The sequence below is a fragment of the Cupriavidus sp. GW821-FHT07C08 genome, from assembly GCF_059419025.1.
Genome location: NZ_JBWKQZ010000041.1, coordinates 11,472 through 29,343, shown reverse-complemented (window position 1 = coordinate 29,343; position 17,872 = coordinate 11,472). Strand labels below are relative to the sequence as shown.

The 17,872-nt window shown below is 69.0% G+C and carries 15 protein-coding genes; 9 read left to right on the top strand and 6 right to left on the bottom strand.

Annotated features, from left to right (window positions below; translation table 11 throughout):
* Window positions 1-8: 8 nt before the first annotated feature.
* The 5 genes from creB to AC07UK_RS34990 form a co-directional block, all read right to left on the bottom strand.
* Window positions 9-701 (bottom strand): two-component system response regulator CreB, encoded by a 693-nt coding sequence (gene creB / locus AC07UK_RS35010; RefSeq protein WP_494687717.1) that lies wholly within the window; start codon window positions 699-701, stop codon window positions 9-11.
* A gap of 9 nt (window positions 702-710) precedes the next feature.
* On the bottom strand, window positions 711-1,838 hold the full coding sequence (locus AC07UK_RS35005; RefSeq protein ID WP_494687718.1) for an NAD(P)/FAD-dependent oxidoreductase: 1,128 nt from the start codon (window positions 1,836-1,838) through the stop codon (window positions 711-713).
* A 399-nt stretch (window positions 1,839-2,237) separates the two neighbouring features.
* The gene (locus AC07UK_RS35000) at window positions 2,238-3,563 is read right to left on the bottom strand and encodes a sigma-54-dependent transcriptional regulator (protein WP_494687719.1); all 1,326 of its coding nucleotides are present in this window, start codon (window positions 3,561-3,563) and stop codon (window positions 2,238-2,240) included.
* Between the two features lie 8 nt (window positions 3,564-3,571).
* Window positions 3,572-5,578, bottom strand: coding sequence for a sensor histidine kinase (locus tag AC07UK_RS34995; protein WP_494687720.1), 2,007 nt, complete (start codon window positions 5,576-5,578; stop codon window positions 3,572-3,574).
* Window positions 5,579-5,648: 70 nt separating this feature from the next.
* Entirely contained in the window at window positions 5,649-6,947 is a 1,299-nt protein-coding gene (locus tag AC07UK_RS34990) for a dicarboxylate/amino acid:cation symporter (protein WP_494687735.1), read from the bottom strand.
* Window positions 6,948-7,336: 389 nt separating this feature from the next.
* Here AC07UK_RS34990 and AC07UK_RS34985 point away from each other — a divergent pair, with 389 nt between their 5' ends.
* From AC07UK_RS34985 to AC07UK_RS34945, 9 genes are all read left to right on the top strand, one after another.
* A complete protein-coding gene (locus AC07UK_RS34985; protein WP_010814863.1) occupies window positions 7,337-7,657 on the top strand; it encodes a (2Fe-2S) ferredoxin domain-containing protein in 321 nt (106 codons plus the stop codon).
* Window positions 7,658-7,805: 148 nt separating this feature from the next.
* The gene (locus AC07UK_RS34980; RefSeq protein WP_494687721.1) at window positions 7,806-8,447 is read left to right on the top strand and encodes an alpha/beta hydrolase; all 642 of its coding nucleotides are present in this window, start codon (window positions 7,806-7,808) and stop codon (window positions 8,445-8,447) included.
* Window positions 8,448-8,509: 62 nt separating this feature from the next.
* Window positions 8,510-9,709, top strand: a complete 1,200-nt coding sequence (locus tag AC07UK_RS34975) for a D-alanyl-D-alanine carboxypeptidase family protein (protein WP_494687722.1) — start codon at window positions 8,510-8,512, stop codon at window positions 9,707-9,709.
* Between the two features lie 61 nt (window positions 9,710-9,770).
* Entirely contained in the window at window positions 9,771-10,079 is a 309-nt protein-coding gene (locus AC07UK_RS34970; RefSeq protein WP_436220709.1) for a YbeD family protein, read from the top strand.
* A gap of 208 nt (window positions 10,080-10,287) precedes the next feature.
* Window positions 10,288-11,484: a class I SAM-dependent rRNA methyltransferase gene (locus AC07UK_RS34965; RefSeq protein ID WP_494687723.1), complete on the top strand. Its 1,197-nt coding sequence runs from the start codon at window positions 10,288-10,290 to the stop codon at window positions 11,482-11,484.
* Between the two features lie 40 nt (window positions 11,485-11,524).
* Window positions 11,525-11,884: a LysR family transcriptional regulator gene (locus AC07UK_RS34960; protein WP_494687724.1), complete on the top strand. Its 360-nt coding sequence runs from the start codon at window positions 11,525-11,527 to the stop codon at window positions 11,882-11,884.
* Window positions 11,853-12,467 (top strand): substrate binding domain-containing protein, encoded by a 615-nt coding sequence (locus AC07UK_RS34955; protein ID WP_494687725.1) that lies wholly within the window; start codon window positions 11,853-11,855, stop codon window positions 12,465-12,467. The genes AC07UK_RS34960 and AC07UK_RS34955 overlap by 32 nt, the downstream gene beginning before the upstream one ends.
* Window positions 12,468-12,572: 105 nt before the next feature.
* Entirely contained in the window at window positions 12,573-14,216 is a 1,644-nt protein-coding gene (locus AC07UK_RS34950; RefSeq protein ID WP_494687726.1) for a GMC family oxidoreductase, read from the top strand.
* A 16-nt stretch (window positions 14,217-14,232) separates the two neighbouring features.
* The gene (locus tag AC07UK_RS34945; RefSeq protein ID WP_494687727.1) at window positions 14,233-15,678 is read left to right on the top strand and encodes an aldehyde dehydrogenase family protein; all 1,446 of its coding nucleotides are present in this window, start codon (window positions 14,233-14,235) and stop codon (window positions 15,676-15,678) included.
* Window positions 15,679-15,687: 9 nt separating this feature from the next.
* Here AC07UK_RS34945 and AC07UK_RS34940 read toward each other — a convergent pair whose 3' ends face one another.
* Window positions 15,688-17,787, bottom strand: a complete 2,100-nt coding sequence (locus AC07UK_RS34940; RefSeq protein ID WP_494687728.1) for an ATP-dependent helicase — start codon at window positions 17,785-17,787, stop codon at window positions 15,688-15,690.
* Window positions 17,788-17,872: the final 85 nt, after the last annotated feature.

Sequence of the window (17,872 nt, the reverse complement as noted above, 5' to 3'; positions counted from 1 at the left end):
GCGTGCGCTCAGGGTTCCAGCGAATAGCCCATGCCGCGATGGGTGCGGATGCGCTCGGCGCCGTCGGGCGAGGCCTCCCGCAGCTTGGCGCGCAGGGTCTTGATATGCGTGTCGACGGTGCGGTCGCTGGTGTCGAGTGCATCTTCCCAGACGCACTCCATCAGCTGCGCGCGCGAGTAGATACGGCCCGGATGCGCCACCAGCCAGGCCAGCAGCAGGTACTCGTAGCGGGTCAGTTCCAGCCAGCGGCCGCGGTAGGCCAGGCGCGCGCCGTCCTTGTCGTGCGTGAAGCCGGCGACCTCGTCGCCCTTCGCTGCGCTGCCGCCGCGCGCCCGGCGCAGGATGGCGCGCACGCGCGCGGCCAGCTCGCGCGGCGAGAAGGGCTTGACCACATAGTCGTCGGCACCGATCTCCAGTCCGACGATGCGGTCGATCTCTTCATGGCGCGCGGTCAGGAAGACCACCGGCGCATTGCTGAAGGTGCGCAGCGTGCGGCAGACCTCGAAGCCGCTCAGGTCCGGCAGGCCCACGTCGAGGATCACCAGGTCGGCCGCGCCGGCGCGCATGCGCTCGAGCGCGGCGCCGCCGAGCGTGCAGTGCTCGGCCAGCATGCCGTCGGTGCGCAGGGCATAGAGGATGGTGTCGGCGATGGCCTGCTCGTCTTCCACCACCAGGATCCGCGGTTGTTCCATGCCCGGCATTCTAGCCGGTCAGACGCTGGTGGCTGCGCGCGGCGGCGGTGCGGGTTCGTCGCCCCGCCGCTTGTGGAAATAGATCTGCTCCGCGGCCCAGCGCAGCGGCGGCGAGTACAGCATCAGGTCGAAGGGCCAGTCGCACTGGAAGCGGTCGAACATCCAGCGCAGCGCACGCTTGGCGCGAAAGCGCGGCGCGCTGGCGGTGGCGACGGCTTCCGGGGCCGGGCCGCCGCGCAGCAGGTGCGCGGCCACGGCCTGGCCGACCGACTCGCCATGGGCAAAGGCATAGTGGATGCCGCCGGCGGTGACCGGCGACACGATGCCGGCGGCATCCCCCGTCAGGATCACGCCGTCGCGCGCCAGCGGGAAGACCGGGCCGCCGCACGGGATCAGGCCCGCGCGCGTCGCCGCAGGCTGCGCCAGCTGTGGCAGCCCGGCGCGCTCGCGCACATGCGCCAGCAGCCCGTCCAGGTCCGGCGCGCGGCCGTGACGCGGCAGGTAGCGCAGCGCCAGGCCGGCCTGCACGCCGGTGGGGTTCTGCGCGATCCAGCCGATATAGCCGGGCGCGAAGCGCCGGGTGATAAAGCAGTGCAGCGCGCCTGGCTCGGGCAGCACCAGTCCCGGGAACTCGTACTCCACGCCATACAGGAAGCTGTGCACGCGCCCCAGCCCGGCACATTGCGCCACGCGCGACTTGGCGCCGTCCGCGCCGACCAGATAGCGCGTATTGCCCACGCCGGTCACATGCCAGCCGCCGTGGCGCGGCACCGCGCCCACAAACGCCTGGCCCAGGCGCAGTTCGACCCGGTGGCGCACCAGTTCGGCGGCCAGCCAGCGCATCAACCGCGGCGTATCCGTGGTGTGGAAGTAATAGCCCGGCGCGCTCAGGTCGATGCTGCGCAGCTTGGGCGAGTACAGCCGCACCCGCTCCACCCGGTGCACGCAATCGGCGGGCGCGCGGCCTAGCCAGGTTTGCTCGATGACTTCCTTGACCAGGATGCCGGTGGTGTGGAGCTTGTCGCCCGGATCGGTCTTGCGTTCCAGCACCAGCACGCGCAGGCCGACGCGTGCCGCGGCCAGGGCGCAGGCGGCGCCGGCAAAGCTGGCGCCGGCGATGACGATGTCGTAGTCGAAAGAGGGCATGGCGGGTTCCTTGGAGATGGAAGGGACCCAGTGTTGCCAGCGGGGGTGAGGGGAGTGTGTGGGCAGTGTGAAGCGGCGGGGCAGACGCCGTGCGGTTGGTTGTCGTTCTTGGCGGGCGTGGGCTGTTTCGCCGGCGTAGCCGGCGACCTACGACAACATTGAACCCCCACTACATACCCAAGCCAACCAGCAGCAGCCCCGCCGGCTAAACCGGCGAAACAGCCACACCAGCCAAGCTCTTCCCCTGAACAGCCCAAAAAAACGCCCCGCATACGCGGGGCCATCAATTACCACGAAGATTGATACACACGGCGGACACCTGCCAATGCCACAACCGCCACCAAAGGATAGTCCGCCAATGTGACGGCCCCATGGCAGCGCAATGAAGGCAGCGTGACATCACAGCCCGTAGCGCTTGATCTTGTCATACAGCGTAGCCTTGCCGACTTGCAGCAAGTCCGCCGCCTGGCTGACCGCGCCACCGGTGCGCGCCAGTGCATCCGCAATCACGGCGCGCTCGAAGTGCTCCATCCGCTCGCGCAGCGGCGCGGCTTCATCGGGGCCCGCGGCCTGCGCACCTGCCTGCCCGCCCTCCGGCACGCCCAGCACCATCCGATCCGCCGCATTGCGCAGCTCGCGCACATTGCCCGGCCAGGGACGCTGGGCCAGTGCCTGGCGTTGCGCCTCGGACAGGATCGGCGCCGGCCGCTGGTAGCGCACCGCAGACACCAGCGAGAAATGCTCGAACAGCGGCACGATGTCCTCGCGCCGTTCGCGCAGCGGCGGCAGCGCGATGGTGACCACATTCAGCCGGTAATACAGGTCCTCACGGAAGCTGCCCTGCGCCACCAGCGCATCCATGTCGCCCTTGGCCGCGGCGACGATGCGCACATCGATCTTCACCGAGGCATTGGACCCCAGCCGCTCCAGCGAGCCTTCCTGCAGCACCCGCAGCAGCTTGACCTGCAGCGCCAGCGGCATGCTCTCGATCTCGTCGAGGAAGAGCGTGCCGCCCGAGGCATGTTCGAGCTTGCCGATGCGGCGCTTGCCGGCGCCGGTGAAGGCGCCGGCTTCGTGGCCGAACATCTCGCTCTCGAAGATGGCCTCGGGCACCGCGCCGCAATTCAGCGCGATAAACGGGCCTTCGGCGCGGCCAGACAGCGCATGCAGGCTGCGCGCCACCAGTTCCTTGCCGGTGCCGGTCTCGCCGTTGATCATCACCGGCACGTCGGTGGGCGCGACATTGGCCACCAGCGCACGCACCTGCCCGATCGCGGGCGAGCGGCCGATGATGCGCGTGCCCGCCGCAGGGCCGGCCAGTTCGCGGCGCAGCGCCCGGTTTTCCAGTTCCAGCGCGCGGCGTTCCAGCGCGCGGCGCACGGTGTCGGTGAGGCGGTCGGCACCGAAGGGTTTTTCGATAAAGTCGTAGGCGCCTTCGCGCATGGCCTGCACCGCCATGGTGATGTCGCCGTGGCCGGTCACCAGAATCACCGGCACACCCGGCGCGGCGTTGCGGCAGTGCTGCAGCAGGTCCAGGCCGCTGGCGCCGGGCAGGCGCACATCGGTCACCACCACGCCGGCAAAGGCGCCGTGCAGGTGCGGGATCGCGGCCTCGGCGGAGGGCAGCGCCAGCACCGCGAAGCCGGCCAGCTCCAGGCTCTGCGCGGTGGCCTGGCGCACCAGCGGCTCGTCTTCGACAAACAGGACACGCAGACCGTCTTGCATGGCAATACTCATTGAGAGGCGGAAACCGACGGCGCCGGATCGATGGCGGGGGCGCGCGCCAGCACCAGCGTGAACTGCGCGCCGCCGCCGGGCACGTTGGCCACGCTCAGCTGGCCGCCGAACTCGCGCACGATCGACGACGAGATCGCCAGCCCGAGCCCCAGGCCCTGCCCGGTTTCCTTGGTGGTGAAGAAGGGTTCGAACAGGCGCGGCAGCGCTTCCGGCGCGATGCCGGTGCCGTTGTCGCGCACGACGATGGTGACGGCGTGGTCTTCTGCCTGCACGTCGAGACCGATCTGTCCCTGCGCGGGCGCGGCCGCCGCAATCGCATCCAGCGCGTTGCCGAGCAGGTTCAGCAGCACTTGCTCCAGCTTCAGCTCATCGGCGCGCACGGCCAGCCCGGGCAGGGCGTCCAGGCCGGTGACACTGACCGTGGCCGCGCCCAGCCGCGGCGCCAGCAGCGCCAGCACGTGATCGACCGCCGCGCGCAGCGCCACCGGCCGGCGCACCGGGCGGGCCTTGCCGGCAAACAGCTTGAGCTGGCCAGTGATCTTGCCCATGCGCTCGGTCAGGTCAGCAATGGCGGTGAGGTTGCCTTCGGCCGCGGCCAGCTGGCCGCGCTCCAGCAGCACGCGGGTGTTGTCCGAGAACGTGCGCAGCGCCGCCAGCGGCTGGTTCAGCTCATGCGTGATGCCGGCCGCCATCTGCCCCAGCGCGGCCAGCTTGCTGGCCTGCACCAGTTCGTCCTGGGCCTCGCGCAGCTCGCTTTCAGCACGGGTGCGCTCGGCCACTTCATCTTCCAGCTTTTCATTGATCGCCATCAGGTCGGCGGTGCGGGCCTCGACGCGGCGCTCCAGCTGGTCGTAGGCGGCCTCCAGCAGACGGCGGCTGTACTGCATGTCGCGCGCGCGCTGGCGGCGCTGGCGCCAGTTGACCAGCAGCAGGCAGATGCAGGCATAGGCCAGCGCCGCCGCCACGGTGGCGTTGCGCGCATTGGCCAGCACCGGCTCCAGCGGCGCCATCACCTGCATGGTCCAGCCAGCGGGGCCAACCGTGCGGCCCAGTTCCAGGTAGCGGTCGGCGCGCTCGGCGCCGTCCGGGGCAAAGGTGGTCCTGGTGGCGGGCGATTCGTCGCGCACGCGCACCAGCCGCGCGCCGTCGGTCAGTGTGGTGTCCGCCAGCCAGCGCGTGACCGGCGAGGTCAGCGGCTCCAGCGGCAGCGGCGTCACCGCGCGGCCGTGGTACTGGCGGGTGTTTTCCATCTCGGCCTGCAGCGCCGGCGGCAGCGGGCGCAGGGTGCGGTACTGCCAGGCCGACACCGACGACAGGAAGATCACGCCATGGTCGTCGCTGACCATCAGCGGCTCGGCGCCGCTGCCGGCGCGCTGGAACCACTCCAGGTTGAGCTTGACCACGGTCACGCCGATGACCTTGCCGCCGGACTCGACCGGCTGCGCGAGGTAGTAGCCGGGCTCCTCGCTGGTGATGCCGATGGCATAGAAGCGCCCCATCTTGCCGCCCGCGGCGGCCTGGAAGTAGGGGCGGAAGCGGTAGTCGGTGCCGACAAAGCTGCCGGGCTGGCCGTGGTTGCTGGCCGCCAGCGCAATGCCGTTGGCGGCGATCACATAGGTGGCCGAGGCATGCGCGCGGCGATTGACCTCCACCAGGTACTGGTTGGCGTCGGCCACGCGTTGCGGGTCGTTGGGGGAGTCCAGCAGCCCGCGCACGAAGGGGTGTAGCGAGACCAGCGCGGGCAGGAATTCGTAGCGGTCGAGGGTGCTTTCCAGCGTGGCGGCGTAGCGGTCGGCGCGCGTGGCTGTGCTTTGCTGCAGGGTGGCCAGGCCGCGCTGGACCGAGACCAGCCAGGTCAGCGCGCACAGCAGCAGCAGGCCCGCGGCCAGGGCGACCGCAAAGCCCCACCAGCGGCCGTTGCCGCTGTCCGGCGCATGGGCCGGATGCGCGGCAGACGGGGCGGCGGGGTCATGCACGGCGAGAAAGTCGTCGGAGTGTGGCATCGGCGCGCGCGAAGGCTGTCGCGCCGATGATACTCGCTGGCGGGTGGCCGGGGCAGCCACCCGCATGGCGTCAGACGTTCTGGCCGGCGTCGGCCAGTACTTCAGCATCGCGGCCGCCGTGTTGCAGCTCACGGTTGAGCTTCTTGCGGTCAAGCTCGCGCTCCCATGCCGAGACCACCACCGTGGCCACGCCGTTGCCGATGATGTTGGTCAGCGCGCGGCACTCGCTCATGAAGCGGTCGATGCCAAGGATCAGCACCATGCCCGCCACCGGGATGGTCGGCACCACCGCCAGCGTCGCGGCCAGCGTGATGAAGCCCGAGCCGGTCACGCCGCTGGCGCCCTTGGAGGTGATCATCGCCACCGTCAGGATGGTCAGCTGCTGCATCAGCGTCAGCTCGATGCCGGTTGCCTGTGCAATGAAGATCACCGCCATCGTCATGTAGATGTTGGTGCCGTCCAGGTTGAACGAATAGCCGGTGGGCACCACCAGGCCCACCACCGAGCGCGAGCAGCCGAGCTTTTCCAGCTTCTCCATCATGTGCGGCAGCGCCGCTTCCGACGAGCTGGTGCCCAGCACGATCAGCAGTTCTTCCTTGATGTACGAGATGAAGCGCAGGATGCTGAAGCCGGTCAGGCGCGCCACCGTGCCCAGCACGAACACCACGAAGACGATGGCCGTGAAGTAGAAGGTGCCGATCAGCTTGAGCAGCGGCACCAGCGAGCCCAGGCCGTACTTGCCGATGGTGAACGCCATCGCGCCGAAGGCGCCGATCGGGGCCACCTTGGTGATCACGTGGACGATATGGAAGAACACCTTGGAGACCTGCTCGATCAGCTGCACCACGATGCGCGCGCGCTCGCCGAGCACGGCCAGCGCGGCGCCGAAGAACAGCGACACCAGCAGGATCTGCAGGATGTCGCCGTTGGCGAAGGCGCTGAAGACCGTGTCCGGGATGATGTGCATCAGGAACTCGACCGTGCTCTGGCCGTGCGCCTTGGACACGTACTGGGCAATCGCCTTGGTGTCCAGCGTGGCAGGGTCGATGTTGAAGCCCACGCCCGGCTTGAGCAGGTGCGCGGCGCCCAGTCCGATCAGCAATGCGAAGGTCGACACCACTTCAAAGTACAGCAGCGCCTTGCCGCCGACGCGGCCGACCTTCTTCATGTCGCTCATGCCGGCGATGCCGGTCACCACGGTACAGAAGATGATCGGGCCGATGATCATCTTGATCAGCTTGATAAAGCCATCGCCCAGCGGCTTCATCGCCACGCCGGTGTCGGGCCAGTAGTGGCCGAGCAGGATGCCGACGAAGATGGCGAACAGGACCTGCACGTACAGGATCTTGTAGAAGGGTTTTCTCATGATGTCGTCCTCGGTGTTGACCGTACCCGGCGGGGCCGCGCGGGCTGCGCGCCGTCACGGTTGCGGCGCGTTCAGGAATGTGAATTCGCAACCGCCGTGCCAGTCACAGCGGCATTGCTAACTGGTTGATTCACAAGGAAACGCCGGCCTGGCAGGGGCGCGCGGCCTCCGGGATTCCGGAAATCCGGACGGTGCGGCTCCGGGGTTTCGGAATGCCGGAGGCGTCGCAGGTGCGCGAAGCGCCACCCGCCGGGAGCCGGCGGCAACTTTCACGGCCGTGCCAGGGCGCCGCCTTCGCGGCCATGCAGCCGCGACACCGTATAATTCCGAGCTTCCGTTCAATGCTGTCCGGGCCGTGCCGCCGTCCGGGGCCGCCTTCTCACACCGTACGCATGAGCAGCTACTACCAGCACCACGTCTTCTTCTGCCTGAACCAGCGCGAGGCCGGCGAGAACTGCTGCGCCAACCACAACGCCCAGGCGATGCAGGAATACGCCAAGAAGCGTTGCAAGGAACTGGGCATCGCCGGCGGCGAAGGCCGGGTGCGCATCAACAAGGCAGGCTGCCTGAACCGTTGTGAACTCGGCCCGGTGCTGGTGGTCTACCCCGAGGCCATCTGGTACACCTTTGTCGATGAGCACGACATCGACGAAATCATCGACAGCCACCTGATGAAGGGCAAGCCTGTCGAACGGCTGATGGTGGACCGCTGAACGAACCGAAGCCGGCGCATGCCGGCTGGTTGTTTCCCTGTTTTGCCGCTTTGCTGTATTGCCCCGCCGCCCGCCAGCCGGACGGTTTTTTCATTTTTGCCCGGGCTTGCCGCCGGGCGCTTGCTTCACCGCCATCCTGACCGCCATCATGAACGCGCATACCCAGGTACTTTCCATTGCCGGTCCCGCCGGTGCGATCGATCTCTCGGTAGACCTGCCGCAAGGTGAGCCGCGCGGCCTGGCGCTGGTGGCGCATCCGCATCCGCTGTTCGGCGGCACCAAGGACAACAAGGTCGCGCAGACACTGGCGCGCAGCTTCGTGCAGCTGGGCTATGCCACGGTGCGCCCCAACTTCCGCGGCGTGGGCGGCAGCGCCGGCGAGCATGACAACGGCATCGCCGAGCAGGACGACCTGCTGGCCGTGGTGGCCTGGATGCGCCAGCAGACCGCGTGGTCGGCTCAGGCCGCAACGCTGCCGCTGGCCATGGGCGGGTTCTCGTTCGGCAGCTTCGTCACCACCCACGTGGCACGCCGCCTGGCCGAGGCCGGCACGCCCGCGCAGCGCCTGGTGCTGGTGGGCACTGCCGCCAGCCGCTGGCAGGTGGCCGAGGTCCCGGCCGATACCATCGTGATCCATGGCGAACAGGACGACACCGTGCCGCTGGCCAGCGTGTTCGACTGGGCCCGCCCGCAGGAGCTGCCGGTGATCGTGATCCCCGGCGCCGACCATTTCTTTCACCGCAAGCTGCACCTGATCAAGCAGCTCGTCGTCAATGCGTGGGAACGGTGAGGCCGGCACGCCGCCACCCGGACCATCCCCGCGCCACCTTCTTACTGTCGGAAAACAGAAACATGCTGAATAGAGCCACGACACGCCTTTCGTCCGCTTTTGCTCCCGCCGCCATCGCCGCCGCCGTCGTGCTGGCCGCCGCGCCTACCGCCGTCCTGGCGCAGGGCGTGCCGATGCCGCAGGTCGCAGCCAAGTCGTGGATGCTGTATGACGTGACCAGCGGCCAGGCCCTGGCGTCGCAGAATGCCGACGCGCGCATCGAGCCGGCTTCGCTGACCAAGCTGATGACCGCCTACCTGGCGTTCGAGGCACTCAAGGAAAAGCGCCTGACGCTGGACCAGTCGGTGGTGCCGACCAGCCTCGTGCTCAAGGTCAAAAGCGACGAGTCGCGCATGTTCATCGAGCCCAACAAGCCGGTCACCGTGCAGGACCTGCTGCTGGGCCTGATCGTGCAGTCGGGCAACGACGCCGCGCTGGCGCTGGCCGAGGCCGTGGGCGGCTCGGAAGAGGGCTTTGTCGCGATGATGAACCGCGAGGCCCAGCGCATGGGCATGAAGAACACCCACTTCACCAACACCGACGGCATTCCCGACCCGAACCACTACACCACCGCGGTCGACCTGGCGACGCTGACCACGCGCCTGATCAAGGACTTCCCCGAGTACTACGCCATGTACTCGCAGAAGGAGTTCACCTATAACAAGATCAGGCAGCCCAACCGCAACCGCCTGCTGTACATCGACCCGACCGTGGACGGCGTCAAGACCGGCCACACCAAGTCCGCCGGCTACTGCCTGATCTCGTCGGCCAAGCGGCCGTTGGCCAACGTGCCGGACGGCTCGCGCCGCCTCATCTCGATCGTGATCGGCACCACCACCGAACAGGTGCGCACCCAGGAAAGCCTGAAGATCCTCAACTACGGCTTCCAGTTCTTCGACACGCTGCGCCTGTACGACAAGGGCCAGGTGCTGGCCACGCCGGACATCTACAAGGGCAAGAGCGGCACGGTCAAGATCGGCGTGCAGAACGAGACCTTCGTCACCGTGCCCAAGGGCACCGGCGGGCGCCTCAAGCCGGTGCTGGAGCGCCAGGAACTGCTGATCGCGCCGATCTCGGCGGGCCAGCAGGTGGGCATGGTCAAGCTGATGGACGGCACCAACAAGGTGGCGGAGTTCCCGGTGGTGGCGCTGGAAGAAGTGCCCGAGGCCGGCTTCTTCGGCCGCCTGTGGGACACCATCCGCCTGTGGTTCAAGCGCAAGTGACCTGAATGCGCGCAAGCCGGCGCGCCGTGTGGCGCGCCGGTTTCGTGCCGGAGAATCCGACATGACAACCGACAACCAAGGCAGCGGCAACAAGCCCGGCGATATCCCGCCGGAGCAGTCGCTGATCGAGTATCCCAGCCACTTCCCCATCAAGGTGATGGGCGCGATGCAGGACGGCTTTGCCGAGGCCATCGTCACGCTGGTGCAGGAGTTCGATCCCGACTTCCACGCCGGCAAGATGGAAATGCGCCCCTCCAGCGGCGGCAACTACCTGGGCCTGACCGTGACGGTGTGGGTCACCAGCCGCGAGCAGCTCGACGACTTGTATCGGGCGCTGACTTCGCATCCGATGGTGAAGGTCGTCCTCTAAGGCGTCCTTCCCGCATTGTTTTCTCCCCTCTCCCGCACGCGGGAGAGGGGCAGGGGGTGAGGGCAGGCGCTGGCCTACCGACACGCATCACTTCGTTGACGCTCCCGCCCTCACCCCCACCCCTCTCCCGCAAGCGGGAGAGGGGAGCCGCCTTGATGCGTTCGCGCCAGTTTCAATTGCTGGTGGCCTGCAGTTTCCCCATATCAACATGAACACCATCACCCTGAAACCCGGCAAGGAAAAATCCCTGCTGCGCCGCCACCCGTGGATCTACGCCACCGGCATTGCCACGACCGAAGGGCGCTGCGAGCTGGGCGCGACCGTGATCGTGCGCGCCGCCGACGGCCGCTTCCTGGCTAAGGCCGCCTACAGCCCAGAGTCGCAGATCCGCGCGCGCGCGTGGACCTTCGATGAAAACGAGCCGGTCGACCACGCCCTGTTCAAGCGCCGCGTGGCCGCGGCCATTGCCTACCGGCGCCAATGGGTGAAAGACAGCGACGCGGTGCGGCTGATCTTCGGCGAATCCGACCGGCTGCCCGGCCTGATCGTCGACTACTACGGCAATGGTGAAAAGGGCCAGCTGGTGTGCCAGTTCAATTCGGCCGGGGTGGAACACTGGAAGACCGCGATCGTGCAGGCACTGGTCAAGGAGACCGGCTGCCCCAACGTCTATGAGCGTTCCGACGCCGCCGTGCGCCAGCGCGAGGGCTTGGAACTGGTGACCGGCGTGCTGGCCGGCGCCGAGCCGGATCCGGCGCTGTCGGTCACCGAGCACGGCGTGCGCTACTACGTCGACGTGCGCAACGGCCACAAGACCGGCTTCTACGTCGACCAGCGCGACAACCGCAAGCTGGTGGGCGACCTGGCCGCCGGGCGCGAGGTGCTGAACTGCTTCTGCTATACCGGCGGCTTCTCGCTGGCGGCGCTGCGCGGCGGCGCCACCTCGGTGACCTCGATCGATTCGTCGGGCGAGGCGCTGAAGATCGCCGCGGGCAATGTCACGCTCAATGGCTTCGAACCCGAGCGCGCCACCTGGCTCGATGCCGATGTGTTCAAGACCCTGCGTGAGTTCCGTGCCGAGGGCCGCCAGTTCGACCTGATCGTGCTGGACCCGCCCAAGTTTGCCCCGTCGGCACAGCATATCGACCGCGCCGCGCGCGCCTACAAGGAAATCAACCTGGTCGGCATGCAGCTGCTGCGCCCGGGCGGGCTGCTGTTCACCTACTCGTGTTCGGGCGCGATCAGCATGGAGCTGTTCCAGAAGATCGTGGCGGGCGCGGTGACCGATGCGCGCGCCGATGCGCGCATCCTGCGGCGCCTGTCCGCCGGCACGGATCACCCGATGCTGGCGGCGTTCCCGGAAGGGGAGTACCTGAAGGGGTTGTTGCTGGAAAAGGTGGCGTAGGCCAGTCAGGCCACGCATACACGGACGGCAGGCACGAGTCATGAACAAACTCTCTGAAATGCATGCCTTCGTGGCCGTGGTCGATGCCGGCAGCATTACCGAGGCGGCACGGCGGCTGGGCACGACCAAGTCGGTGATCAGCCAGCGTGTGCAGCTGCTGGAGCAACGGCTCGGCGCCATGCTGCTGCAACGCGGGCGCGGTGCCGAGCCGACCGAAGCGGGGCAGGTCTTCCACGAATACTGCGTGCGCATCCTGGCCGAGGTGGGCGAGGCCGAGGACGCCGTGCTGGCCGCCAACACCAGCCTGCGCGGCTCGCTGCGGCTGGCTGTGCCGATGGCCTTCAGCATGCAATACCTGGCTGGGCCCGATGCTGTCGGCGTTTTCGCTGCGCTACCCTGAGCTGCGCCTGGATGTGGAGTCCGACGACCGCTACGTCAACCTGCACGACGGCAACTTCGACGTGGCCATCCGCATGGGCCAGCTGCCCGATTCCTCGCTGGTCGCGCGCCCGATCGCGCCCAACCTGCACCTGATCTGCGCCAGCCCCGGCTACCTGGCCGCGCACGGCACGCCCGCGCACCCGACCGACCTGCGCCACCACGAGGGCCTGCTCTATTCCAACCGCGAGCCGCACGGCATGTGGCAGCTGCCGGTGCAGGGCGAGCTGCAGTCGTTCCGCATCCGCGGCCGCCTGCGCACCGACAGCGGCCATCACCTGCTGGCCGCCGCCTGCGGCGGACTGGGCCTGGCGATCCTGCCGGCCTTCCTCGCCGCGCAAGCCATCGCTGCCGGCGAACTCTGCATCGTGCTGCCCGGCTACCAGCCCTCCGGCGGGCAGATTTCTGCGGTCTACCGGCGCTCGCACCGGGCTTCGCCCAAGATCCATGCGCTGGCGGATTTCCTGGCCGCGCAGATCGGCCAGCCGCCGGTTTGGGAGCTGGCGATCGCGAACCATCTCGCCAGCGCCGGTCTCGGTTCGTAAATCCCGAACCCCGGATTCTGTATCCGCCGTCTTTTACGGACGGCGTGGTCTGACTAGTCTGTGTGCACCGGGGCATCGCCCCAGAACGGAAACGCACAGACAACCATGACCCGCTCCAAGCATCGCAACCCCAAGCCTTCCCTGCGCAAGTTCTTCAGCCACAGCCTGACGCTGGCCGCCGCGGCCGTCACCTGCGGCGGCTCGTTCGGCCGCCTCGCCCAGGCCGCCAGTGCCGACCAGCCGCGCACTGCCGGGCCGGCCCGCGCCGTTGATGTGATCGTGGTCGGCGGCGGCTCGGCTGGCGCGGTCATGGCACGGCGGCTGAGCGAGAACCGCCAGCGCAATGTGCTGCTGCTCGAAGCCGGGCACAGCTATGCGCCGCAAGGCTATCCCGACGCGATCGCCAGCAGCGACAGCGTGGCGCCGGCCGCGTTCGACTGGGGCTACAAGTCCGAGCCCGGCTACGTCGACCATCCGATCGGCGCGGTGCGCGGCAAGGTGCTGGGCGGCAGCTCGGCGGTCAACGGCGCGGTGGCGCTGCGTGCGCGCCCGGAGGACTTCCGGCGCTGGAACCTGGAAGGCTGGAGCTACGACGAGATGCTGCCCTTCTTCCGCAAGCTGGAGCGCCGCACCGGCGGCAGCGACGCGCTGCACGGCCGCAGCGGGCCGCTGCCGGTGCGCCAGCTGAACCGTGCCGACGTCACGCCGATGCAGCGCGCCTTTATCGATGCGGCGCTGGCCAACGGCTTCCGTGCGATTGCCGACTTCGACGATGCCGATGCGCACGGCGTCGGCCCGTATCCGATGAACGTGGTAGACCATGTGCGCGTGAACACCGGCATGGCCTACCTGACCGACGAGGTGCGGGCCCGCCCGAACCTGGCCATCCGCGCCGATGTGCTGGTCGACAAGGTTCTGTTCGAAGGCCGGCGCGCGATCGGCGTGCAACTGGCCAATGGCGAGCAGATCCATGCCGGCGAGGTCATCCTGTCGGCCGGCAGCTACGGCAGTGCCGCCATCCTGCTGCGCTCGGGCGTGGGTCCGTTCGACCACCTGCGCGAACTCGGCATCCCGGTGGTGAAGGACGCGCCGGTGGGGCGCAACCTGGTGGACCATCCGTTCTTCTACAACGCCTACGCGGCCCGGCCGGACCGGATCGGCGCGCAGTCGCCGGCGATCGGCGCCAAGGTGTGGACCCGCAGCACCGGCGCCACGCCCGGCGAACTGGACCTGCACATCACGGCCACCCACTTGTTCCCGCACGACCAGAGCCCCACCGGCGTGGGCTTCGTGCTGGCGGTGGCGCTGACGCGCCCGCAGTCGCGCGGCCGCCTGTGGCTGGCCAGCCGCGATCCGGCGGTGGCGCCAAAGATCGACCTGAACTTCCTCTCGATGCAGCAGGACCGCGAGCGCCTGCTGGAAGGCATCAGGCTGGCGCGCAGCCCGGGCCGCACCGCGCCGCTGGCGGACCTGATCCATGCCGAGCTGAACCCCGGCCCGCAGGCCACCAGCGACGAGGCCGTGCTGCAGGCGGTGGGCGCCACGCTCGACACCTATCACCATCCCACCTCGACCGCGCCGATGGGCGTGGCCGGCGATCCGGCGGCGGTGGTCGACCTGGAGGGCAATGTGCACGGCGTACAGGGCCTGCGCGTGGTCGATGCCTCGATCTTCCCCGACGTGCCTTCGGTAGCGACCAACATCACCACCATCGCCGCGGCCGAGCGCATCGCCAGCCGCTTTGCCTGAGCCGGAGAACGACGACATGACCATGCCCACGGCACTGAACTGGATCGACGGCGAATGGGTGGACTCCGGCCTGTACCGCGACGCCATCGACCCCGCTACCTCCGCCGTCATCGGCCGCTACGCCGACGCCGGCCGGGCCGAGGCCGAACAGGCCATCGGCGCCGCCTCCCGCGCGCTGCAGGCGAGCGCGTGGCGGCACGACCGCGCCTTGCGCGCCAGGGTGCTCAACGAACTGGCCGATGCCTTCGAGCGCCATGCCGACACGCTGGCCGACATGCTCTGCGCCGAGAACGGCAAGGTGCGCGCCGAGGCCGCCTTCGAGGTCGGCATGGTGCCGGCCAAGCTGCGCTACTACGCCGGGCTCGCGCTCACCGAATACGGCCGCGCCGCCGAGCCGCGGCGGGGGCGGCTGTCGCTGGTGCTGCGCGAGCCGATGGGAGTGGCCGGCATCATCGTGCCGTGGAATTCGCCGGTGGTGCTGATGGTGCGCTCGCTGGCGCCGGCACTGGCGGCGGGCTGCACCGCGGTGATCAAGATGCCGGGGCAGACGGCGCTGACCAATGCGCTGGTGGCGCGCATCATGGCGCGCGCGCCGTCATTGCCGCGCGGCGTGGTCAACCTGTTCAGCGAGTCGGGCGCGGAAGGCTCGCGCGCGCTGGTGGAGTCGCCGCACGTGCCGGTGATCAGCTTCACTGGCAGCTCGGCCACGGGCCGCGCCATCAGCGCCGCGGGCGCGCGCCACCTGAAGCGGTTCGGGCTCGAGCTGGGCGGCAAGACCCCGATGATCGTGTTCGACGATGCCAGCCTCGACGCGGCGCTGCCGGTGCTGGAGAAGGCGCTCACGGTATTCGCCGGGCAGTTCTGCATGACCGGCTCGCGCCTGCTGGTGCAGCGCGGCGTGGCGGACGCGCTGCGCCAGCGGCTGGCCGACCGGCTGGCCGCGGTACGCGTCGGCCCGGCCGCCGAGGCGGCCAGCCAGATGGGGCCGCTGATCGACAAGGCCAACGTGGCGCGAGTGGATGGCATGGTGGAAGCGGCGATTGCCGACGGCGCGCGCGTGCTCGTGCGCGGCGGGCCGGTCACCGAAGGCCCGCTTGCGCGCGGCGCGTTCTACCGCCCGACGCTGCTGGAGGTGGACGACCCGAACATGGAGATCGTGCAGAAGGAAGTGTTCGGCCCGGTGCTGACGCTGCAGGTCTTCCACACCGAGGCCGAGGCGGTGGCACTGGCCAACCACAGCGAGTACGGGCTGGCCGCCAGCGTGTGGACGCGCGACGTCGACCGCGCGCTGCGCATGGCGCGCGCGCTCGAGGCGGGCACCGTGTGGATCAACCACTGGGCGTCGGTCTACGACGAATTCGAGGAGGGCGGCTACAAGCAGTCGGGGCTGGGCCGGCTCAACGGCGTGGCCGCGATCGATGACTTCGTCGAGTACAAGCACATCGCGCTGGCGCCGGGGTAGCGCGCAGGCTCAGCGCCACATATTGCGCATCCGGCTGGCCAGGTCCACCGGCGCCAGCGCCGGCCTTGCCGGCGCCTCGCCCGGCATCGGCGGCGGCGGCCAGGCACGGCTGTGGAAGTTGGGCATCACGCGATTCGGCAGGAAGCGCGTGCGCGACGCATACACATGCCGGTCGCCGAAGCCCACCTGCTGGTGCACGTAGAAGCGCTGCGGCACCACGATATCCAGGTGGTCCTTGGCCCGCGTCATCGCCACATAGAGCAGCCGCCGTTCTTCCTCGATCTCTTCGGTGGTGCCGGTCGCCAGGTCGCTCGGCATGCAGCCGTCGACCGCATTGAGCACGTATACCGCTTTCCACTCCTGGCCCTTGGCCGAGTGGATGGTCGACAGGATCAGGTAGTCCTCGTCGCGCGAGGGCACGCCGGATTCGTCGCTGGAGGCGCTGGGCGGGTCCAGCGTCAGCTCGGTCAGGAAGCGCTCGCGCGCGCCGTAGGTGGCGGCGATGCGCTCCAGCTGCTGCAGGTCGGCCTGGCGCGCGGCGGCATCGTCGTGCAGGCGCTCCAGGTGCGGCGCGTACCAGGCCAGCACTTGCTCGAACTCCGACGGCCACGGCGAGGTCGGCGCCATCAGCGCGCGCGCCAGCGCCAGCAGGTCGGCCCAGGCGGGCGCTGCGGCCGGCGGCGGCTCGAATTCCTGCAGCGAGAACAAGGGCTCGGTGGCCAGCGCCATCGCATCGAGCACGCGCGCCGCGGTCTTGGGGCCGATACCGGGCAGCAGCTGCAGCGTGCGGAAGCCCGCCATGCGGTCGCGCGGGTTTTCCAGCCAGCGCACCACCGCCAGCACGTCCTTGACGTGGGTTGATTCAAGGAATTTCAGCCCGCCGAACTTCACGAACGGGATATTGCGCCGGGCCAGCTCGATCTCTACCTGCGCGCTGTGGTCGGCGGCGCGGAACAGCACCGCCTGTGCCATCAGCGTCAGGCCGGCCTCGCGCCGCGCCAGCACCTGCTCGACCACGTAGCGGGCCTGGTCGGCCTCATCGTTGACCACGATCACGCCGGGCTTTTCGGCCGAGGCGCGTTCGGACCACAGGTCCTTGGTATAGCGCTCGGCCGCCAGCCCGATCACGGCGTTGGCGGCCTGCAGGATCGGCTGCGTCGAGCGGTAGTTCTGCGACAGCGTGACCTGCTGCGCGGCCGGCGTGAACTGCGCCGGGAAGTCCAGGATATTGCGCACGGTGGCGCCGCGGAAGGCGTAGATCGACTGCGCGTCGTCGCCCACCACGGTCAGGCCGCGGCCGTCCGGTCGCATGGCCAGCAGGATCGACGCCTGCAGCGCATTGGTGTCCTGGTATTCGTCGACCAGCACATGGTCGAAGCGCGCGCCCATGTCCTGCGCGATGGTGGGCTCGGCCATGGCCTGCGCCCAGTACAGCAGCAGGTCGTCATAGTCCAGCACATGCTGCTTCTGCTTGGCCTCGACATAGCCGGCGAACAGCGTGCGCAGCGCATCGGCCCACATCGCGTAGCGCGGGAACTGCTGCCTGAGCACGTCTTCCAGCGGCGCCTGGGTGTTGACCACGCGCGAGTAGATCGCCAGGCAGGTTTCCTTCTTCGGGAAGCGGCTGGCGGTCTCCGACAGGCCCAAGTCGTGGCGCACCACGTGCATCAGGTCGGCGGCATCGCCGCGGTCGCTGATGGTGAAGGCGGGCGACAGGCCCAGGGTCTCGGCGTATTCGCGCAGCAGGCGCGCGCCGATGGCGTGGAAGGTGCCGGACCACTGCAGCGCCGCGCGCCCCGCGCCGGTCTGGGTGCCGAGCGCCTGGTCGACGATGCGCTCGACGCGCCGTCCCATCTCGGCCGCGGCGCGGCGCGAGAACGTCAGCAGCAGGATGCGTCGCGGATCGGCGCCGGCCAGCACCAGGTGCGCGACCCGATGCGCCAGCGTATTGGTCTTGCCCGAGCCGGCGCCGGCGATGATCAGCAGCGGCGCGTCGCCGCCGTGCTCCACCGCGGCGCGCTGCTCCGGGTTGAGCCGGGACAGGTAGGCGGGGACGTCATCGGCTTCAGGGGCAGCGAGGTCGGCGGCGGGGGCTAGTTCCAAAGTCACAGGCGGGGCTCGGGGAAGGCTCAGAAAAGGCTGGCGCCAACTGTATATCCATACAGGGACGTCGCGCAACCTGCTGCCCTGGCGA